The organism is Streptomyces doebereineriae (assembly GCF_031845645.1).
Lineage (GTDB): Bacteria > Actinomycetota > Actinomycetes > Streptomycetales > Streptomycetaceae > Streptomyces > Streptomyces canus.
This window is the reverse complement of record NZ_JAVREZ010000015.1, coordinates 98749-117969: the sequence shown is the minus strand read 5'-3', so window position 1 is coordinate 117969 and position 19221 is coordinate 98749. Positions and strand designations below refer to the sequence as shown.

The 19221-nt window shown below is 66.5% G+C and carries 9 protein-coding genes and 3 pseudogenes; 7 read left to right on the top strand and 5 right to left on the bottom strand.

Going from position 1 to position 19221, the window contains the following annotated elements:
* Nucleotides 1-3 precede the first annotated feature (3 nt).
* Nucleotides 4-618: a hypothetical protein gene (locus tag RNB18_RS35035; protein WP_311718115.1), complete on the bottom strand. Its 615-nt coding sequence runs from the start codon at nucleotides 616-618 to the stop codon at nucleotides 4-6.
* Between the two features lie 483 nt (nucleotides 619-1101).
* Here RNB18_RS35035 and RNB18_RS35030 point away from each other — a divergent pair, with 483 nt between their 5' ends.
* Together RNB18_RS35030 and RNB18_RS35025 are read left to right on the top strand one after the other, a co-directional pair.
* A complete protein-coding gene (locus RNB18_RS35030) occupies nucleotides 1102-1872 on the top strand; it encodes an SDR family NAD(P)-dependent oxidoreductase (protein ID WP_311718114.1) in 771 nt (256 codons plus the stop codon).
* A 26-nt stretch (nucleotides 1873-1898) separates the two neighbouring features.
* Entirely contained in the window at nucleotides 1899-2291 is a 393-nt protein-coding gene (locus tag RNB18_RS35025; RefSeq protein WP_311718113.1) for a MerR family transcriptional regulator, read from the top strand.
* A gap of 99 nt (nucleotides 2292-2390) precedes the next feature.
* Here RNB18_RS35025 and tpg read toward each other — a convergent pair.
* Both tpg and RNB18_RS35015 read right to left on the bottom strand, forming a co-directional pair.
* Nucleotides 2391-2944: pseudogene (gene tpg / locus RNB18_RS35020) on the bottom strand (telomere-protecting terminal protein Tpg); the annotation flags it as partial.
* Between the two features lie 91 nt (nucleotides 2945-3035).
* Nucleotides 3036-3599, bottom strand: a pseudogene (locus RNB18_RS35015) (telomere-associated protein Tap); the annotation flags it as partial.
* A 485-nt stretch (nucleotides 3600-4084) separates the two neighbouring features.
* Here RNB18_RS35015 and RNB18_RS35010 point away from each other — a divergent pair.
* From RNB18_RS35010 to RNB18_RS34995, 4 genes are all read left to right on the top strand, one after another.
* Nucleotides 4085-4378 (top strand): hypothetical protein, encoded by a 294-nt coding sequence (locus RNB18_RS35010; RefSeq protein ID WP_311718112.1) that lies wholly within the window; start codon nucleotides 4085-4087, stop codon nucleotides 4376-4378.
* Nucleotides 4379-4528: 150 nt separating this feature from the next.
* On the top strand, nucleotides 4529-8284 hold the full coding sequence (locus RNB18_RS35005; protein ID WP_311718111.1) for a LamG domain-containing protein: 3756 nt from the start codon (nucleotides 4529-4531) through the stop codon (nucleotides 8282-8284).
* 137 nt (nucleotides 8285-8421) lie between these two features.
* Nucleotides 8422-15273, top strand: coding sequence for a polymorphic toxin-type HINT domain-containing protein (locus RNB18_RS35000; RefSeq protein ID WP_449657648.1), 6852 nt, complete (start codon nucleotides 8422-8424; stop codon nucleotides 15271-15273).
* Nucleotides 15273-16076: a hypothetical protein gene (locus RNB18_RS34995; protein ID WP_311718109.1), complete on the top strand. Its 804-nt coding sequence runs from the start codon at nucleotides 15273-15275 to the stop codon at nucleotides 16074-16076. The genes RNB18_RS35000 and RNB18_RS34995 overlap by 1 nt, the downstream gene beginning before the upstream one ends.
* 107 nt (nucleotides 16077-16183) lie before the next feature.
* Here the strand turns inward: RNB18_RS34995 and RNB18_RS34990 are convergent.
* Nucleotides 16184-16920: pseudogene (locus RNB18_RS34990) on the bottom strand (site-specific integrase); the annotation flags it as partial.
* Between the two features lie 161 nt (nucleotides 16921-17081).
* On the opposite strand from RNB18_RS34990, the gene RNB18_RS34985 reads away from it, so the two are divergent.
* Complete coding sequence (locus tag RNB18_RS34985) at nucleotides 17082-17258, top strand: transposase (RefSeq protein ID WP_311718108.1); 177 nt, start codon at nucleotides 17082-17084, stop codon at nucleotides 17256-17258.
* Between the two features lie 939 nt (nucleotides 17259-18197).
* On the opposite strand, the gene RNB18_RS34980 is transcribed toward RNB18_RS34985, so the two are convergent.
* Nucleotides 18198-19160: an ArsR/SmtB family transcription factor gene (locus RNB18_RS34980; protein WP_311718107.1), complete on the bottom strand. Its 963-nt coding sequence runs from the start codon at nucleotides 19158-19160 to the stop codon at nucleotides 18198-18200.
* Between the last annotated feature and the right edge of the window lie 61 nt (nucleotides 19161-19221).

Below are 19221 nucleotides of genomic sequence, written 5' to 3'. Positions count from 1 at the left end.
CATTCACTGCGCGAAGGGTGTCAACGGCCACGAGTTCACCTCCCGCGGCGCCACACCGCCCTCCTTGGCGGCCCGCGTCACCCGAGCCCACCGACGCTGCGCCCGCCCCAACTCTTGCGCCAGGCTGGCGACCTCGACCCACCGCAGCGGATGACCTCCGCCCGGCTCCAGCAGCCACCGGCCATGGCGCACCCACAGCCGCTGCCACTGCGGCCCGTACACCCACACCCGCCGTCCACCACCCCCGCGCTGGGCCGCACACAGCCCGCACCCGAACACCACCGACCCCCACTCCAGCACCCCCGTACGCCACCGCATCCACCCCCGCCCGTCCCCGCCCCGGCCGGCCAGCGCCTGCGGCCCGGCCGCCCACGACGGCAGCGCCCGCGCCAGATACCCCGCCGGCACGCGGCACCACCGGGCCAACTGCTCCTGCGCCACCTCGTCGAGCAGCACCTCACCGCCCGCGCATCCGCGGTCTTTGTGCTGCGTCCAGTTCGCCGACTGCCACTCTCCGGTCAGATCCGCGGCGTCCAGCCCGTACGCGGCCGCCACCCGATGCACAAATGACCACGTCGTCTCACCCACCACGGGCACCACCTGCAGGACTGCCTCCACCGAACCGCCTCCCGCTCGCCACCCGACCAGACGGTGTCCCGCAGTACCCACGGGGCACCGGCCGCCCGGTTCCGGTGCACGGCGAACGAGCGTTACTGGTGCCCGGTAGCGGCCGCAGCGGTCGATGAACGCGCCGACCAGCCCCGGCTCCCGCCGAGAGGACCGCGCCACACTCCGGCAACGCCCGCCGACGGGAACTCGAGCCCGGACGAAAGGGCGTACTGAACTGCTGAGCCGAAGCTCAGGAGTTGTCACCAGCGGGACCGGCTGAGCTGGATGGGGACGGTCGAAGCAGCGTGGTCGTCACCAACGAGGCATCCGGCTTGTCACAGGCGCTCATTCAGCAGTCTTTCTGTCACCGTGAGGCGGGTCTCGGTGCCGAGGCTGGAAGAACGTGGCGTCACTGCGTTCGCGGCGGCCATCGGCGGTGACTACCGCTCGCCAGGCGCTGCTTGACCTTGTCGCTGGCGGCAGGGTTGAACGATGACCGGCATGAACAACAACGCCGCACCGCGGAGCAGCAGGATCGTTGCCGTCACCGGAGCCGGCACCGGGATCGGCCGGGCGACCGCCCGCGCCTTCGCTGCCGAGGGCGCCCATGTGGTCGCGATCGGGCGGCGAGCCGAGCCGCTCATGGAGGCCGCTGCCGAGAACGACCGGATCACAGCGCTGACCGCCGATATCACCGCTGAGGGCGAGCCTTCCCGGATTCTTCAGGCCGTGCTGGAGAGGCACGGTCGGCTGGATGTGCTGGTCAACAACGCCGGCATGGTGCGCAGTGGCGCCCTCGGCACGCTGACGCCAGAGATGATCGAGATTCAGCTTGCGACCAACCTCGTGGCCCCTACCCTGCTGGCTCAGGCCGCGCTGCCGCTCCTGGAGGCGTCGGGCGGGGTGATCGTCAATGTGAGTACGTCGGTGGGGCAGCGGGCCTGGCCGGGTAGCTCGGTCTATGCGGCGACCAAGACCGCTCTGGAGCTGCTGACCCGCAGTTGGGCCGTCGAGCTGGCACCCCGCGGGGTCCGGGTGGTGGCAGTCGCCCCCGGCGCGATCGACACCCCCATCGGCGAGCACCAGGGCCTGACGTTGGAGCGCATGGCAGCCGTGCGGGAGTGGCAGCTGGCGCACACCCCGCTGGCCCGGATCGGTCGCCCCGAGGAGGTGGCGTGGGCGATCACTCAGCTTGCGGCCCCGGACGCATCGTTCGTCACCGGAGTGGTACTCCCGGTCGACGGCGGAGCGGTCGTGGCGTGATAAGAGTGGCCGGGGAGGTGGGACGGGTGCGGATCGGTGAACTGGCCACGGCAACTGGAACGACCGCTCGTGCGCTGCGGCACTACGAGCAGGCCGGACTGATCTCTTCCGAACGGGCCTCCAACGGATACCGCGTCTACGACGAGCGGACCGTGGTGCGAGTCCGCAACATCCGCCACCTGCTGGCCGCCGGGCTCACCCTGGACGACGTGCGGGTGTTCCTGCCCTGTCTGGATGGCGATGTGGCTGCCGCACCGACCTCGGACCAGGGTCTGCGGGTCGCGCTGGAACGGCTGGCGGTCCTCAACCAACGGATCGCCGCCCAGACCCAGGCCCGCGACCGGCTGGAAGCCGCGTTGCGACGGGCAACCGGGGGGCCGAATCTGCCCCGCAGCCTGACCGCCCGCCCCGTCACTTAGCCAGAGAAACTTGGCGTCGCTTCGCTCTCAACGGCCACTCACGGTGCCAACAAGCCTGACTCGGCTCAGGGTGCTGTGCACCCGGCCGGGTCTGGGGTAGTAGTCGAGGTCGAGGTAGTCGATGTCGTTGAGGGTGACGTCGGAGAGTCCCAGAGCGCGGGCTCCGCTGTCTTGGAAGTAGATCTCTTTGAGTCCTTCGGCGATGATCTGGCGCCTCTGCTGGTCGCCAGCTCCGGTGTTGCGGGCGTTGAACAGGCGCTGCGCGTACGCCGGGGGGAGGTGCACCGTCAGGCGGCGGAAGCGTCCGTCGTCGGTCGTGCCGACCGGTGCGGTGTAGCCGAACCGGGCCCACGTCTCCACGGAGATCCCGGTCGTGGTGGCGGCTTGTTGCTGCCGGCGCTTGCGCACTTGGGGCTGCCAGCGGGCGCGCACGGCGTCGTCGATCTCCGCGGCGACGTCGGGGCGGGCGTGTTTGCGGGCGCCGCGCCGTAACGGTTGACGGAGTCGGCGGTGACGCCGATCTCGCGTGCGACGGCCTTCGCGCTGCCCAACTGCCGGATCAGGTAGCCGATCTGCCCTTTGAGTGTCTTGGGGGGCTGGCGGGTGAAGGCTTCCCGGTCGGCTCGCTCGATGGCGTCCTCGATCTCTGGCACGGCTCAGCTCTTCTCGGCGGTGGGGTCCTGGCCGCCGGTGTCGGCCGGCGGGAACCGGGTGTTGTGCGTGGGGCCGGTGTCGGGCACTGGCCTACTCTCCTTCGTCGAGGACGGCGTCGCCGCCCTTGATGTGCCGGGCGGGGTTGTAGCCCTGTTCCATCAGGTCGACCGCCCAGAGCATGGACTGGACGCCTTCGAGCTTGGCCAGGCCGGGTGTGGGGCCGAGGCGGAACCCGCCCGGCTGGGGTTTGCCGCTGGCGGCGTAGGGTAGGAAGTCCAGCGGCGAGTCGCCTGGTGAGGGGTAGACGACGCAGTCGGAGAGTACGGCGAGCGGGTACAGGCCCGTCATGGTGGCCATGTTGCGCAGTTTGCGGTGCATGTTGATGCGGGCCTTGGAGATGACGGCGGCGCGGATGTCAGGGCGCCAGGTCGGCCGCTGAAGGGCCGGCCACCGCTCGCCCTCCTGGTACTTCTTGCCCTGCGGGCGTTCGCGGAGCTTGCCGATGCCGCCCTTCACGGTCGCCTTGATGGCGGCCAGGACGGCCGCCATCGCCGGGTCGGCGTCCTTGTGCCGCTCCATCGCCGCCAGGAACTCCACGTCCGTGAGCTCCTTGGTGACGCCGAGGTCGGCGAGGGTGTCGACGTAGGCGGTCTTGCATGGTGCTCACCTGGTGCTGACACGGATGACGAAAGACCAGGTCATTCTTATGCCGACTGCTATAGCGAGTGCGGAGTTTGCACTGGTCAGAGATACAAAGTCGGTGCCGTGCATGGGAATTGTGGGGAGGTGTCGCTGGCCGTCGATGGTCTCTGATCGTGCATGCCGCCAGGGTAATGGCCCTTACACCGGCCACAGTGCGGGAGCCTACTTGCAGGGCTTCTGTACCGAGACGGGCTGGGCTCGTCACACGTGACGCTGGCCGTGTCTGTGCTGGGGCGTGGGACTCTCCGGACAGTGTGTTCCTTGGGTGTTTGGTGTAGCGCGATGCGGGCCCGAAGGTACTGGGCTCCGGGGAAGGCTCGCGCATGGGAGGGGCATGCCTTCCGGGGCTCATGGAGTCGTTCGCTGTCGAGGACTCCCTCCGCAAGACATCCCTGCTTGCGTTACCGGGCACAGGGCCGGAGGAGGTTCTTCCCGCGGTGTCCTCACATGAGGGCCTTCAAAACACTTTGCGGCGCTCCGCAGTGTGTGTGCTCAACGCCTCGGCCAAGTGGCATCCCGCCTGCCAGGTCCAGTATCTGCCACAGGTGCATGGGCGCTTCGCGCTGCTATCCGGCGGCACTTGCGCGATGCTGCTGGTCCTGGGTGAGGACCAGGCCTTTGCACAACGGCATGCGACGGGCGGTGGCCTGCGAAGGCAGGAAAACGTGCTGAACTACGTCTCAAAATGTGCCCTTCTCGGCCTTGACGGCAAGCATTACACCGGCAGGTAGCCCGCTTCTTTGCCCCCTTACATGATAAATCGTCGGATCCCGCCAGACAGTCCGGTGATGGATTTTCAGCTACCGCTATTTACTTGACACTTACCAGTTCATGACATCTGATTTGCCACCTGTGTGAAGTGTGTGAACAAGGGGTGGGGAATGGGCAACGGGGGAGTGTGGCGGCCGCATGCCGTCAGACGGAGGCGTGCCAGGATCATCTGGCTGACGGCGCTCGCCGCGCTGGTGACAACCCCCGGTCTGGCGCCGCCCCTTGCTGCCCCGCCGGCCGCAGCGGTCGAGCGCAGCGCATTCTCGGAGAACGAGCAGGCACAGCTGGACGCGAAGGAGTCCGGTGAGCCGGTCGAGGTGGTTGGTGAACGGACCGAGCGGGAGACGGTCTTCGCCAACCCCGATGGCGAAACGTTCACGTTGGACAAGTCGATCGTTCCGGTGCGGGTGGAAAAGCCTGGGAGCGGCTGGGTGGAACCAGACGCGACGCTGGTCAAACGTGGGGACGGGTCCGTGGGGCCCAAAGCCGCCGCGGTCGACCTGTCCTTCTCTCCCGGTGGTGATGGCGAAGACCTGGTGACGATCGGCCAGGCTGGCCAGTCGGTCACTCTGGGGTGGCCAAGTCCGTTGCCCGAGCCCCGTCTGGAGGGACAGCGGGCCGTCTACGAGAACGTGCTCCCGGATGTGAACCTGATCCTGACGGCCACGGTGGAGGGCTTCAGGCAGGTTCTGGAGGTCGAGACCCTTCAGGCAGCGAAGGGTCCTGAGCTGGCCTCGCTCGAGTACTCGATGGCCGCCGACGGACTGAATGTCCGTGAGGGCGCGGCTGGCAGCATGGAAGCGATGGATGGCAACGGCCAGGTCGTGTTCCGCTCACCATCGGCACGAATGTGGAACTCCGCAGGCGCCCAAATGGCCGCCACGGAGGAAGAGGGAATCAGCCCGCAGACCGAATCAGTGACGCCGATTCAGGCTTCGTCCGCCGGGGAAGAACGCCCCGCCGGTCCTATCGACGAAGGCGATCCGCTGACCGGTCCCGGCATGGGGGACGAAGCGGCAGTCATGGATGTCGACGTCACCGCTTCCTCGGTGGTCGTCACCCCGGACACTGGACTGATCGCCAGCACGACCGCAGCCGAACTCCCGCTCTACATCGACCCTTCCGTTGACCTGGGCGAATCCGAGCGCACCGTTCTGTCCTCCGACGGCGACGCGTTCTACAACTTCTCCGGCGGCGACAACGGGATGAGCGTGGGCCGCTGCGGCTCAGCAGTGATCGGCGGTTACCTCTACTCCTGCACCTCCGGCAGCGCGTACACCAACCGCATGTACTTCGAGTTTGCGCCGGGCAAGCTGAAGGGCAAGCACGTCCTGTCGGCGCAGTTCGAGATCACCGAGACGTGGTCGTTCTCGTGCGACCCGCGCTGGGTGGACCTGGAACGCACCAACGGCATCTCCTCATCCTCAAAGTGGCCGGGCCCCCGCGGACCGAAGTCCGACAACTCCTGGGACCAAATGTCCGACCGGTATGTGTCCGCAGGCCGCGGCGGGAACTGCGACCCGTCACAACCGCGAGCACCGATCATCTTCGCCGACAACACCAAGGAGGAGCCGGACGAGAACCTCACCCCGACCGTCAAGGCGTTCGCGGACGGCAAGTTCTCCACCCTCACCCTGATGCTGATGGCGAAGGACGAGTCGGACCCGATCGCGTGGAAGCGGTTCGACGACGACGCGACGATCCAGGTCACCTACGTCGGCAAGCCGGCCACCCCCACCGCATACGGGCTGGACACCGGATCGGCTGAGATCTGCGCGAAGGAGTCTGCGCCGCCCACGATGTGGGCAGACCCGACACCGAACCTCACCGCCACCGCGCAGACGGCATCTGGTGGGGAGGCCGACCAGTCGCTGCGGGTGTACTTCGACGTGGATGTGTTCAACGCCGACGGCACCTGGTCGGACGCCAAGGAGCCGACCACCGGCTCGGAGAGTCCGCCGACCGGCTACACCCGGGACGGGGCCGCCCAGAACAAGGACTGGGACGCCACGCTGGCGGACAAAAAGCAGTATCGCTACCGGGCCGCGACCAGCACCTACTACAACAAAGGGGCTTCCAAGCTGAGCAGCGCCTGGACGGAGTACTGCTACTTCACGGTGGACAGCACGGCGCCCAAGCCACCGACCATCAAATTCGATTCCGTCTACAGTCCGTGTCTGCCGGGTTCCTGCACCGTTGCGGGCAAGCCGAATGTCGCGGGCAAGGTCACGTTCGGGCCGGAGGGCGGTGACGTGAACGCCGCCTACCGGTACAAGCTGTCTACAGACAGCACGTGGCGTGCCTGGCAGAGCGGAACAACGCGCACTGAGTCGATCAGCCCAGTCGACTCCGGCACCATCACTTTGACCGTTCAGGCGCGGGACGCGGCGAGCCGACCCGGCGGTGAAAACGCCGTTCGTTTCCTGGTCGGTGAGAGTGACGGCCCGATCGGCTGGTGGACGTTCAACGAGGCGTCGGGCGCCGCCGTGGATGTCTCCGCATCCGCTGCGGTCTACCGGGACGACGCGACGATCAGCGCAGGCACGCGAGTGACCACCGGTCGTCGTGGAGTTGTCACGGAGAACGGGGCAACAGGCGAGGACAAGGCGCTGAATCTGGGCGGCCAGGGCTACGCCGCGACGGCCGGGAAGCTGCTGGAGACCCAGGCGTCGTACACGGTGGCCGCATGGGTGCGGCTCGCGGCCACGGGGACCACGCAGACCGTGCTGGGCCAGAACGGTGTCACCAGCAGCCCCTTCTTCCTCGGGTACTGCGCGGGAACCAACCGTTGGTGCCTGCGTCTGGCGGATGCCGACACCTCTACGGCCGCGCTGGACAACCAGCGCGTCGATTCCCTGGAGGCACCGCAGACCAAGGTGTGGACCCACCTGGCGGCCGTCGTCGACCCGAGTGCCGGCGGGAAGTCGCTCACGCTGTACGTCAACGGCATCAAGCAGGGCAGTGACGCCCTCACCACAGGCGGATGGTCGGCAGACGGCGCCCTCCAGATCGGCCGGGTGAAGTCGAAGGGAGCCTTCGCCGAGTACTTCGCCGGCGACATCGACGAGGTGAAGGTGTGGCAGGAGGTCAAGAACGAGGGCCAGCTCGCGAAGGAGGCGGCTCTCAAGGACGCCGACGACAAGGCGTTCATGGAACTGGTGGCGCACTACGCCCCTGACGGCGCCGATGGCACGTCCCTGTCAGACCTGAGTGGGTACGGCAACACGCTCAGCCTGTCCTCTGGAGCCTCGCTGGACGGTGAGGCCCTCGTCCTGGACGGCACGGGGGCGGCGACCCTCTCCCGTCCTGTCGTGGCCGACACCGGCTCGTTCACCGCGGCGACAAAGGTGGCTGTCTCAACGAAGGATTTGCTCGGCAAGCCCGACGGCTACCGGGCTCAGGTGCTCGGACAGCGGACGGCGAGCGGCTCATCCTGGAGCCTTTGGGTGGAGAAGACCGGAATGGTCTCCGAACCAGTGGTCGATGACGAGGGCAACCCGGTCTACGACGACGAGGGCAATCCGGTGACCAAGGCCGAGCCGACGGCCCGCTGGCACTTCGGGCGCCTGACGACAGACGGCTCTGGCACATCCGTGGTCAGCAAGGAAGATGCCGTCCTGAACTCCGAGGTGGATCTCGTCGGGGCCTACGACGCGCAGACGCGCACCATCACTCTCTACGTCGGGAGCGATGCCCAGAGTCCCCCTAAGGCCTACACAGCCTCCGTCGGCAGCGGTGAGTTCGCCGCGGGCAAGGGCTGGACGAACAGCGCCTGGAATCACTACTTGTCCGGCCGGATCACCGATATCCGCCTGTGGGCGGGCGCGGTGAAGGACGTCGACCAGGTGGAGAGCGTCGTTTTCTGACCCTGCCTTCACCGTCTTGCTCCCACCACGCGCACCGGCCGTCCCTTTCCCATGGAGTGCTTGCTGTGTCCTCTGCTCTGTTCCGTCTCCGCCTTCGTGGCCGGCGCACGGCGCTGACTGTGCTGCTCGCCGCCGTCATGTCGGTACCAGCGCCTCTCACCCCGCTTGCTGTGGCTGCCGAGTTGCCGGGGCGCCCGGATGTACCCCAGGTCAAGCCCACCCGGGTGGTGGAGGTGACCTCACCCAAGGCCGCAGCGGCTCGCAGCAAGGTGGCTCGGCAACGGAAGGCCAACCAGCGCCTGTTCGACTCGGCGCGTGCCGAGCGGCGTAGCGCGTGGCCCAAACCTTCTACGACCGAGCAGAGCCTGTCCGGTACTCGCAAAGAGGGCGCTGTCGTCACGGTGAGCTCCATCAAAGCTGGTGGTCCGTCGGGGCGGAGGCGTGCCAGTGGTGATGCCGAGGTCGTCGTCCTGGACCAGAAGGCGGCTCGCCGCGCCGGAGTGACCGGCGTGCTCTTCACCATCGAGGCGGAGACGGCTGGAGAGGCCGAGATCTCCGTCGACTACAGCGCCTTCGCCTCAGCCGTCGGCGGCAACTGGTCCTCGCGGATAGGCCTGGTCACGCTGCCGGCCTGCGTACTGACCACGCCCGACAAGAAAGAGTGCCGCACCCCGACAGGCGAACCGGCCTCCGCCAACAGCATGGACGCCGAGACCCTCACCGCCCGCGCCCCGATCGCGGGCACCTCGGACAATGCGCCCACAGTCATGGCGCTCATGGCTACTGCCGCAGCAGAGTCCACCGCGGGAGCGGGGGACTTCAAGGCGAGTCCGCTGGCGGCGTCCTCGACCTGGCAGGCGGGCAACTCCTCCGGCTCATTCACGTGGTCGTACCCGATCACCACACCACCGGCGGCCGCGGGACCTTCTCCGTCCCTGGCCCTGTCGTACGACTCCGGCCGCACCGACGGACGGACCGCGAACACCAACAACCAGGGGTCCCTCATCGGTGAGGGCTTCGACATCACCTCCTCATACATCGAGCGGACCTACGGCTCGTGCGAAGACGACGGCCAGACCGACAAAAGCGACCTGTGCTGGAAGTACGACAACGCCTCGCTCGTCCTGAACGGCCAGGCCACCGAACTTGTCAAGGACGACGCCAACACCAAAGACGAGTGGCATCTCAAGGACGACGACGCCTCCAAGGTGGTCCGCCTCACCGGCGCGGACAACAACGACGAGGACGGCGAGTACTGGCAGCTCACCACCAGCAACGGAACCACGTACACCTTCGGCCTGAACAAACTGCCCGGGGCCGGAACCGAGCGGACGAAGTCGGCGTGGACCGTCCCCGTCTTCGGTGACGACAGCGGGGAGGAGGGCTACGACAAGGGCAGCGAGTTCAAGGCCCGTTCCGAGGTCCAGGCATGGCGCTGGAACCTCGACCTGGTCCAGGATGTCCACGGCAACGCCTCCACGTACTGGTACACCGCGGAGGACAACCACTACGCCAAGAACGGGGACAAAGCGGCACCGAAGCCCTACACCCGCGGCGGATACCTCGACGAGATCCGCTACGGCCAGCGCGGCGACACACTGTTCACGGCACCGGCTTCGGACAAGGTCGTCTTCTCCTACAAGGAGCGCTGTTTCGCCTCCAGTTGCTCGTCTCTGACCGCCGACACCGCCGACGACTGGCCGGACGTCCCCTTCGACGCCATCTGCTCGGCGAGCGAAACCGACTGCGAGGCCACCGGGCCGACGTTCTTCACCCGCAAGCGCCTGACCGGCATCGACACCTACTTCTGGTCCCGGGCGGCAGAGCCGGACGCCTTCATGCCAGTCGACTCCTACGCTCTGGGCCAGAAGTTCTACAACGGGGCGGACATCGACAACAGCTCCGACCAGTCCCTCAGCCTCATCTCGCTCACCCGCACCGGCAAGGACGGCACCGCCGTATCGACGCCACCGATCGAGTTCACCTACCAGCAGCGGCCCAACCGCGTGGCGGGAGGTACCCAGCCGGGCGGCGGCAACATCCTGCCTCTGACCCGTCCCCGTATCGGCACGATCACCACCGAGACCGGCGCGATCACCTCCGTGACCTTCTCGGAACCGGAGTGCGTCCGCGGCAGCAACATGCCGGCAGCGGAGGATGACAACAGCCTGTCCTGCTACCCGGTCTACTGGGCGATCAACGGCGGCGACACCCAGCTGGACTGGTTCCACAAGTACCGGGTCACCTCCATCACCACCAACGACCCCGCCGCGGGCAGCCCAGGCACCCAGCTCTCCTACGACTACTCCGGCCCGGCCTGGCACTACAACGACGACCCGTTCACCAAGAACACGGAACGCACCTGGTCCGTCTGGCGGGGTTACCAGAAGGTCACCTCCTACGCCGGTGACCCCGGTACCACCCGCTCGAAGAACGTGAAGCTGTTCATGCAGGGCATGAACGGCGACACGCGCAAGAACGGCACCACCCGCTCCGCCACGGTCAAGGGCATCGACCTGAGCAACGACGCCGCGGTGACGACGGACGACCTCGACATCGCTGATGTGACCGACGACGACCGGTACTCCGGCCAGCTTCGCCAGGAGATCTCGTACAACGGCGCCACCGCGATCACCACCACCGTCCACGACTTCTGGGCGCAGCAGACGGCCAGCCAGAAGAAGTCGTACGCCGACATCACCGCCCACTTCGTCAGAACGGCTCGCACCTACAACCACACCTACCTGACGGCAGCGAAGAAGTGGCGCGCCACCGGCACCTCGTACGCCTACGACACCAAGTACGGCATGACGACGAAGGTCGAGGACGAAGGCGACCGGGCGGCAGCCGGTGACGAGACCTGCACCCGCACCTGGTACGCCCGCAACGACACCAAGGGCCTGACCGACCTGGTCTCGCGAACCCGTACCGTCGCCAAATCGTGCGCCAAGACCGACGACACCCTCAGCCTGCCCACCAACGCCGACACCCGCGGTGACGTCCTGTCCGACGCCGCGGTCGTCTACGACATCGCCGGCGCCACCGGATGGACGGCCGGCCAGGTCCCCGCTCTGGGTCTGCCGACCTGGACCGGCCGCGCCAAGGCCTATCCGGCCGCCTCCGGCACCAGTGACCGCAACCCTCCGGCCGCCACCGGCTGGCAGACCGTCACCACCACCACCTACGACACCGCCGCCGCAAAACTGGGCCGCCCCCTCACCACCACGGACGCCAAGGGCCGCACGACCACGACCGCCTATTACCCGGCAGCCGCAGGCCCGTTGGCCACGCAGGTCGTCACCGCGCCCAAGCTCGCCTCCAACGGCCAGGCCCACCAGACCAGCACCAGCTACAACCCGTCCCGCGGCACGGTCAACTACACCCAGGACGCCAACCTCAAGCGCACCGAGCACAGCTACGACGCCCTCGGCCGCCTCACCGCTACCTGGCTGCCCGGCCGGTCCAAGACCGCCGATTCTCCCAGCGCCAAATTCGGCTACAGCATCGCCCGGAACAAGGCGCCCTGGTCGTCGGTGGCCACGCTCAAAGCAGATGGCACAACGTACGACACCACATTCACCCTCTTCGACTCGCAGCTGCGTGCCTTGCAGGTCCAGTCACCATCAGCCCTCGGCGGACGCGTGCTGACCGACACCCGCTACAACAGCCGAGGCCTGGCCTATGAGACCTACGCCGACATCTACGACAGTGCCAACAGCCCCAGTGGAGCCTACGCACAGGCGCCGTACGGAGGCGGAGCCCAGACCCAGACTCAGTTCGACGGCGCCGCCCGGCCCACCACGGCGACCTTCCTCGTTGACGGCGTGAAGAAGTGGGAGACCACCACGTCGTACACCGGCGACTCGACCGCCACCTCCGCCCCCGCCGGCGGCAACGCCACCCGGACCATCACCGACGCTCTCGGCCGCACCACCGAAACCCGCACCTACGCGGGCACGCAGCCCAACGACACCGCCTACGGCTCCGCTTCCGGCACGTCCTACACAAGCGTCCGCCACACCCCGACCCGAGACGGCAAGCCCAGCACCGTCACCGGACCCGACAACGCCACCTGGTCCTACACGTACGACCTGTTCGGCCGCACGGTGAAGACCGTAGACCCGGACAAGGGCACGACGACCACCACGTATACGGACCTGGACCAGGTCGACACGACCAAGGACGACGAGGACCGCACGCTCCTCTACTCCTATGACGAACTCGGCCGGAAGACCGGCCTGTGGCACACCAGCCGAACCGACGCCAACAGGCTGTCCGCCTGGACCTACGACACCGTCCTCAAGGGGCAGCCCACCGCGTCCATCCGGTACGACAACGGCGAGAAGTACACCAAGGAAGTCACGGCGTACGACAACCGTTACCGGCCCACTGTCACCAGCCTCACCCTGCCGTCCGAGGACCCTCTGGTGAAGTCCGGGGCGGTGCTCAATCCGGTCACCTCCGAGACGGATTACTACCTGGACGGTTCGGTCTCGAGCTTCAAAGAGCCCGCCGCCGCCGGTCTCCCCTCCGAATCGCTCACTAACGTCTACAACAGTGCCGGCCTGCAGACCGGACTATCTGGCAAATCCAGCTATCTGCTCGCCGCCGACTACACGGCGCTCGGTCAGGTCGGCCAACTCCAGCTGGGTACCTCCGACATCGAAGGTGTCAAGCGCGTCTTCCTCACCAACACCTATGAGAAGGGCACGCGTCGCCTGCTGAAAGGCGCAGCCGACGACCAGACCCGGGGCGCCGTCCAGGACCTCACCTACACCTACGACCTCGCCGGCAACGTCACGGGCATCTCCGACAGCGCCAACATCGGAACCGGCGCCGACAACCAGTGCTTCACCTACGACACCTACGGCCGCCTCAGCGAAGCCTGGACTCCCAAAACAGCCGACTGCTCGACCTCAGGCCGCACCACGACGAATCTCGGCGGGCCGGCCCCCTACTGGACCAGCTACACCTACACCGCTTCCGGTCAGCGCAAGACCGAGAAGAAAAACACAGCCACCCCAGTCACCAGTACGTACTGCTACGACTCCGCACGCACGCACGCCCTGACCGCCACCACGACCACGGGCTCCTGCACCGGAGTCGCCAAGCAGTACACCTACGACGACACCGGCAACACGACGACACGCGTCAAGAACGCCGGCGCCACCACCGCCCAAACCCTCGCCTGGAACCAAGAAGGCAGACTCAGCCGCCTGACCGACGACGCGTCGGCCACCTCCACGAACTATCTCTACGACGCCGACGGTGAGCTGCTCATCCGACGCGACAATGCCTCCAGCGGTGAGACCGTCCTCTACCTCGGCAACACCGAAGTCCACCTCAAGACCGGCAAGAAGTGGGCCAACCGCTACTACCAGGCGGCCGGCGCCACCATCGCCCTGCGCACCAACGAATCCGGCACCGAGAAACTGAGCTTCCTCGCCGGTGACCAGCACGGCACCAACACCGTATCCGTCACCAGCGACACGACCCAGGCCCTGACCAAGCGCTACAGCACACCCTTCGGCGCTGGCCGCGGCGCGACGACCGGCGTTTGGCCCGACGACAAAGGCTTCCTCGGCATGAGCGCCGACGCCGGCACCGGACTGACGCACATCGGAGCTCGTGAGTACGACCCCAGCACCGGTCAGTTCATCAGCGTCGACCCCCTGCTCCAACTGGACCTGCACCAGACGGTGAACGGTTACAGCTACGGCATGCAGAACCCGGCCACCCATACGGACCCCAGCGGCATGTTCATCACGTGCGGCAAGGGCTTCGACGTTCCGTGCCCCCAGAACGACACCAACGGCGACGGCGTCAAGAATCCTGGGTCCAAAGACAGAGACTTCCCGAACACGAACGTCACTTGGGCGGAAGAGGGGCCTCGAAACGAGGATGTGAATGGCGACGGATACATCACCCTGCTCCCCGGCGTCCACATTCCCGCCGAGTGGCACGGGACCGCCGAGTTCGCCAGCCTCTTCTACGCCCGGTTGGACGAACTGTCCTACTACGGACTCAGCCTCCACCTCGACCACCCAGACGAACCTCTCGCCAAGCACGACATAAGCCAAGCCCTGTTGGACTCCTGCAACGAAACGGGATGCCCATCGGAAAAGAAATTCTTCTTCAATTACTTCGCCGAAAACGTAGTCGCAGGAATCAGCGAGGGTGGAATATCGAGCGGCTCGTCCGGGCTAGGCCGACTCCCATCCCCGAAGAAGAAAAGCACGGGCTGCCAGTGCTTCCTCGCCGGGACGGACGTCCTCATGGCGGACGGCACGACGAAGGACATCGAGGACGTCAAGGTCGGCGACGAAGTATGGGCCACCGACCCCGAGACCGGCGAAACAAAGGCCGGTGAAGTAACGCGCCTCATCAGCACCGAGAACGACAAGAAGTTCAACGAGCTCTCCGTCGCGACTGGCCAGGGCATCGAGAAGCTCACCGCGACCTACGAGCACCCATTCTGGTCACCATCGGAACAGCGCTGGGTCGAGGCTCACGAGCTCGCCCCCGGCATGACGCTCCTCACCGACGACCGCCGAACCGCCATCGTCACAGACAACAGGTCGTTCGCGCATCATGCCAGGACGTACAACCTCACGATCGAGGGGCTGCACACGTACTATGTGCTGGCGGGGAATACGCCGGTGCTGGTGCATAACTCGTCGTGTAGCACGTTCGGATTCAGGGATGCTCCGACCGTGCCCGGGGTTTACACCATCACGATGAAGGATGGCAAGGTGTATGTTGGGTCCAGTTCAACTAACATACATAGTCGCCTGCATGCCGCTTTCAATTCAGACAAGGCGGCCGTGAAGTCGGCGGGTTATACGACGAGCGATATTTCCAACATATCGGTGAACGATATGTCTGGTCATTCCTGGAAGGCGATCAGGGAGCAAGAGCAGTCGGTAATGGATCAATACGGCGGCGTGGGTGGCGGTACGCTTTTGAATCGCCGAAATGAGGTTCCTTAATGCGGGCGGACTATAGTGTCCTGAATTGGCGAGCCGACGACTCGATCGATGAGCGTGAACTCGCCCGGCAGTATCATTCCGGGGAATCCAACGGATTGTTCCTCCGTGTGAGCGGAAGCGCGCGGCCGGGCAGCCTTGATTTCCTGTCCAGCTTGCCGGATCTCAAGTATCTGGAGATTGAAGGCCGTGTTACCGACGACTCGCAGGCTTTTGGAATCGCTGGACTCCGCGAACTGGTGCTCCTCACGAGGGGACAAGTGGCGATCCCTGCAGTCCGGAACGCATCTCTGACGACGCTGGCGGTAGACGATCGCGCGGGCGCAATTGACCTCGCAGGGTTTCCCGCCCTGGCGAGATTGACGCTTTGGTCATCCGGCAGGAGTGATTTGAGATTCCTGAGGAGTGCGCCCTGGATCTCGTCATTCAAGATGGAAGGCGTCGGGCAGATTGTGGATCTTCGCGGGTTGGAGGACTGCATGAAACTCGACGACCTGGAGATTCTTGAGGCGCGGGTTGAAAGCCTTGCCCCCCTTCGAGGCCTCCAAGATCTACGCCGGTGCTGGCTTATTGGCGGAGGGGAGTCAATTCAGCCTGAGCCGCTGGACTTCAACGCTGTGTCGGCTCTAAATAACCTGGAAGAGCTCAGGGTTACGTACGGGGGGGAGGTGCGATCGGTGGCTCCGCTTCTCAGTATGGGTTCCCTGCGTGACCTTCGGCTTAGGGGAACCAGGGTCGTGGCAGGCGATTCAGGCTTGCTTGGTGAACTTCCGGATTCGGTAAGAATCGTTGGTCCGGAGGATTGACGATCCGGGCCAGCAGCCGGTCAGTCATCTGAGGCAATGACCTTGAATGCAGAAGCCTCACCCAGAGTTTGTTTCTGGTGGGGCTTCTGTGGTGCTTGACGGCAACGTCAGCGGACGACGGCTGGGGTGGGCGGGTCGTCCGGGGCGTCGGTCGGGCCGAGGACGCCGCCGCGGGTGTCGATGGCCTGGCGCTGGAGGCGGAGTCGAACGTGGGCGTAGACGCCGGCCATGACGCCTATGTGCGCGTGGCCGAGGAGTTCCTTGATGACGACGAGGTCGACACCCTGTTCCAGGAGCAGGGTCGCGGTCGAGTGTCGGAGGTTGTGGAAGCGGCGGGTTGCGTTGGCGGGATCGAGCGGTTTGCCGTTAGGGGTGGTGAAGACGAGGCCAGTGTCCGCCCAGCTCGTTCCGGCCGTCTGGCGCTCTTCCTGCTGCTGTTCCTGGTGGATCTTGAGGGAGCTGAGGCATTCGGTGGGGAGGGCGATGCGCCGCTCAGAGGCCAGGGTCTTGGTGTTCAGGACGGTCAGACCCTGGCTGCGGGTGCGCTGGAGGGAGCGGTGGATGGTGGCGGTGCCGCCGTCGAGGTCGAGGTCTTCCCAGTGGAGGCCGAGGAGTTCGCCCTTGCGGAGTCCGGTGCGCAGGGCGAGTTCAAACAGCGGGCGAGCTTCTTGGCCCCGAGGCTGGGATTGAGGTGGAGGCGGATGGAGGCCGCGTAGCGGGTGTGGGTGTTCTCCCGCAGGTGGTGAACGGCGACGCCATCCAGCCAGTACGCGAGGTACGCGCTCACAGTGCTGTCGGCCGCCGCGACGGGGAGGCCGCGTTTGCTGGTGGCGATCTTCTCGGTGCTTGTCTGCGGGGGAGTGTCAGTCGGATCTCGTCATTTGGGTGTCAGTGGCCCAGGCTCTGTGGCCTGCTGATTGGCGCTGACAGGGGTGGGTTTGATCCGCTTTGACGGACATCCGAGATCAGGGGTTCTGCTCCGGGAGGGTGTCCATCATGGAGAGCATGGGGAAGAATAAGCCACGCCCTCGCCGCTCGTTCACGCCGGAGTTCAACGCCGAGATCGTCGAGCTGTGCCGGCGCGGTGACCGCTCGGTCGGCCAGATGGCCAAGGGCTTCGATCTGACCGAGACGGCAGTGCGGCTGTGGGTCAGCCCGTCATTCTCGCACCGACTGCTATAGCGGATGTGGAGTATGCCCTGGTCAGGGGGGTGAGCTCCATGCTACGGAGGCGGGTCCGCCGGGTCGGCGGCTGGAGTCTACCGGTCGGGCCCCCGACCTAGCTGGCGGTGTTTCGGTTGGAGCAGGGGTTGGCCGTCGGCGGATACCTCCGAAGTGAGGGGGACTTCCGGGTCCGTTTGGCTGGGGTGGGGCTGCCCGGAGTACGGTCCCGGCATGGAATGGGGAGACGTCCCGGCATGGGTGGCGTTGGTGCTGTCGGCTGATGCTTTCGTGGTGTCAAGGCTCGCCAGGACGGGCGGCGTTCAGCGGATGCATCAGCTAAGTCGGCTGATGCAGCGGTCCGCTCTGCAGATGCCGCTGAGGCCGCTGGCTGATCAGCGGCGAGCGGCAGAGGAGGAACGTCGAGCGAGGCTTGAGGCCGAGCGGCCTCGCCCGTTCGTGTCGAGTACGTCAGCGGGGATACATGAGCGCTGCGTAACGCAGGATGTGCTCCTGCCCTCGCTGTGACGGTCGCCGAGCGTGATTGGCCTTCAGGGTCCGAACGGCCGGTGGGTTGGGAGCTCGCCTGTGGTGAGGCCCGGCCATTCATGATGGCGGGGGACATGGTGCACCCGGTGCCCACGCAGTTGTGGCTGACGTGGTCCGGCCAGCAGGAGCCGGTAGCCCGCCGGGTTCCGTCCCGCGCACCGCGGATCCGTAAGCGTTGAAGGGCCACTTGGCCATCCAGCTGTATGGCCAAGTGCATGGCCTGCCGCCCCTGGCCTTCTTGTCACGGAGCGTCACACTGCAGCGCGTCCGCGACGCCGTCGGCGATGCACAGGCCAGCGCCTGGGCCGCGGGCCAGCGTTCGGCATACAGCAGGCGCTCGCTCTTGGCCCAGTGGCCTCGGGAAGATTGCCGTACGCCAGGTCGACCAGCGGTGCCGCGGCGTCTTGACTGTCAGACGACGGACCCTTGGCGCGTGGTGAGCCGTTCTCCGAGCTCGCTGCGTGCGTACAGCACTGTCCGCCCGGCCCGTGCCCGGGCGACCAGGCCGCACGCCGCCAGCACCGAGAGATGCTGGGACACGGCGCTGGGTGTGACTCCGAGCGTGCGGGCGAGCGACGCGGTGGTGTCGGGGGCGTCGAGTGCCGCGAGTAGGGCCGCTTTGGGCCGTCCGATCAGCGTAGCGAGCGCGTCCGGGGGCGGCGCTGCCACCGCTTCCCACAGTGTGGCCACGCCCCGGGCCGGATAGTCCACGCGCGGCACTTCACCGATGGGCGCTGTCGCCTTGCGCCCGAACAGGGTCGGGCACAAGGTCAGTCCGCTGCCGGCTGGCACCCGGCTGTGGGTCCCCATCGGATGCAGCCGCAGAATCCCCGAATCCCACTGCACGTTGGGGTGCAGGCTGGCGAAGAGCGCCGCCGCGCCAGTGTCGGCGAGCAACTGTGCCCGGTAGAGGATGTCGGCTTCCAGTACGGCCCGCATCCGGCGCCAGTGCGGCTCCAGCGCGAGATGCCAGTACGCCTCCAGCGCGTCGGCGATCCGGTCCCGCAGGCCGGCCGGATCACCGCACAGCACAGTTGGCTTGCGCTGATCCCGGTACGCCGTTTCGATGTCCCGGCCTACGACGGCCGGATCCGTGCACCTGACGACCGCCAGCTCCTCGGCCATCTCCGGCACCCGGGACCGGGGACGGGGTGTGATGAAGTCCGGCAGCCACCGCCGCTCGCTGACCAGTGCCAGCAGCAACTCGCCATCCAGTGAGGGCAGGTGATCCCGTACAACGCGCAGCCACCGCATGTGCAGCGGGAAGTCGCCGGGATCGCGCAGCGCCCACAGACTGTGACACGTCTCCTGCAACGGCGAGATGGCGAAGCGCACACGTGTCAGGTCGTCTACGCTGAGCTCGATCTCGATCACGCCGCCCCCGGGTGCATGGATTTAGCTGCAGTCTAAATCTCTGTCACCCGCCCGCGCGCGG

Coding starts and splice junctions, on each gene's coding strand:
- RNB18_RS35030 (WP_311718114.1), top strand. CDS start 1,102: ATGACCGGCATGAACAACAACGCCGCACCGCGGAGCAGCAGGATCGTT.
- RNB18_RS35005 (WP_311718111.1), top strand. CDS start 4,529: ATGGGCAACGGGGGAGTGTGGCGGCCGCATGCCGTCAGACGGAGGCGT.
- RNB18_RS35000 (WP_449657648.1), top strand. CDS start 8,422: ATGTCGGTACCAGCGCCTCTCACCCCGCTTGCTGTGGCTGCCGAGTTG.
- RNB18_RS34995 (WP_311718109.1), top strand. CDS start 15,273: ATGCGGGCGGACTATAGTGTCCTGAATTGGCGAGCCGACGACTCGATC.
- RNB18_RS34985 (WP_311718108.1), top strand. CDS start 17,082: ATGGGGAAGAATAAGCCACGCCCTCGCCGCTCGTTCACGCCGGAGTTC.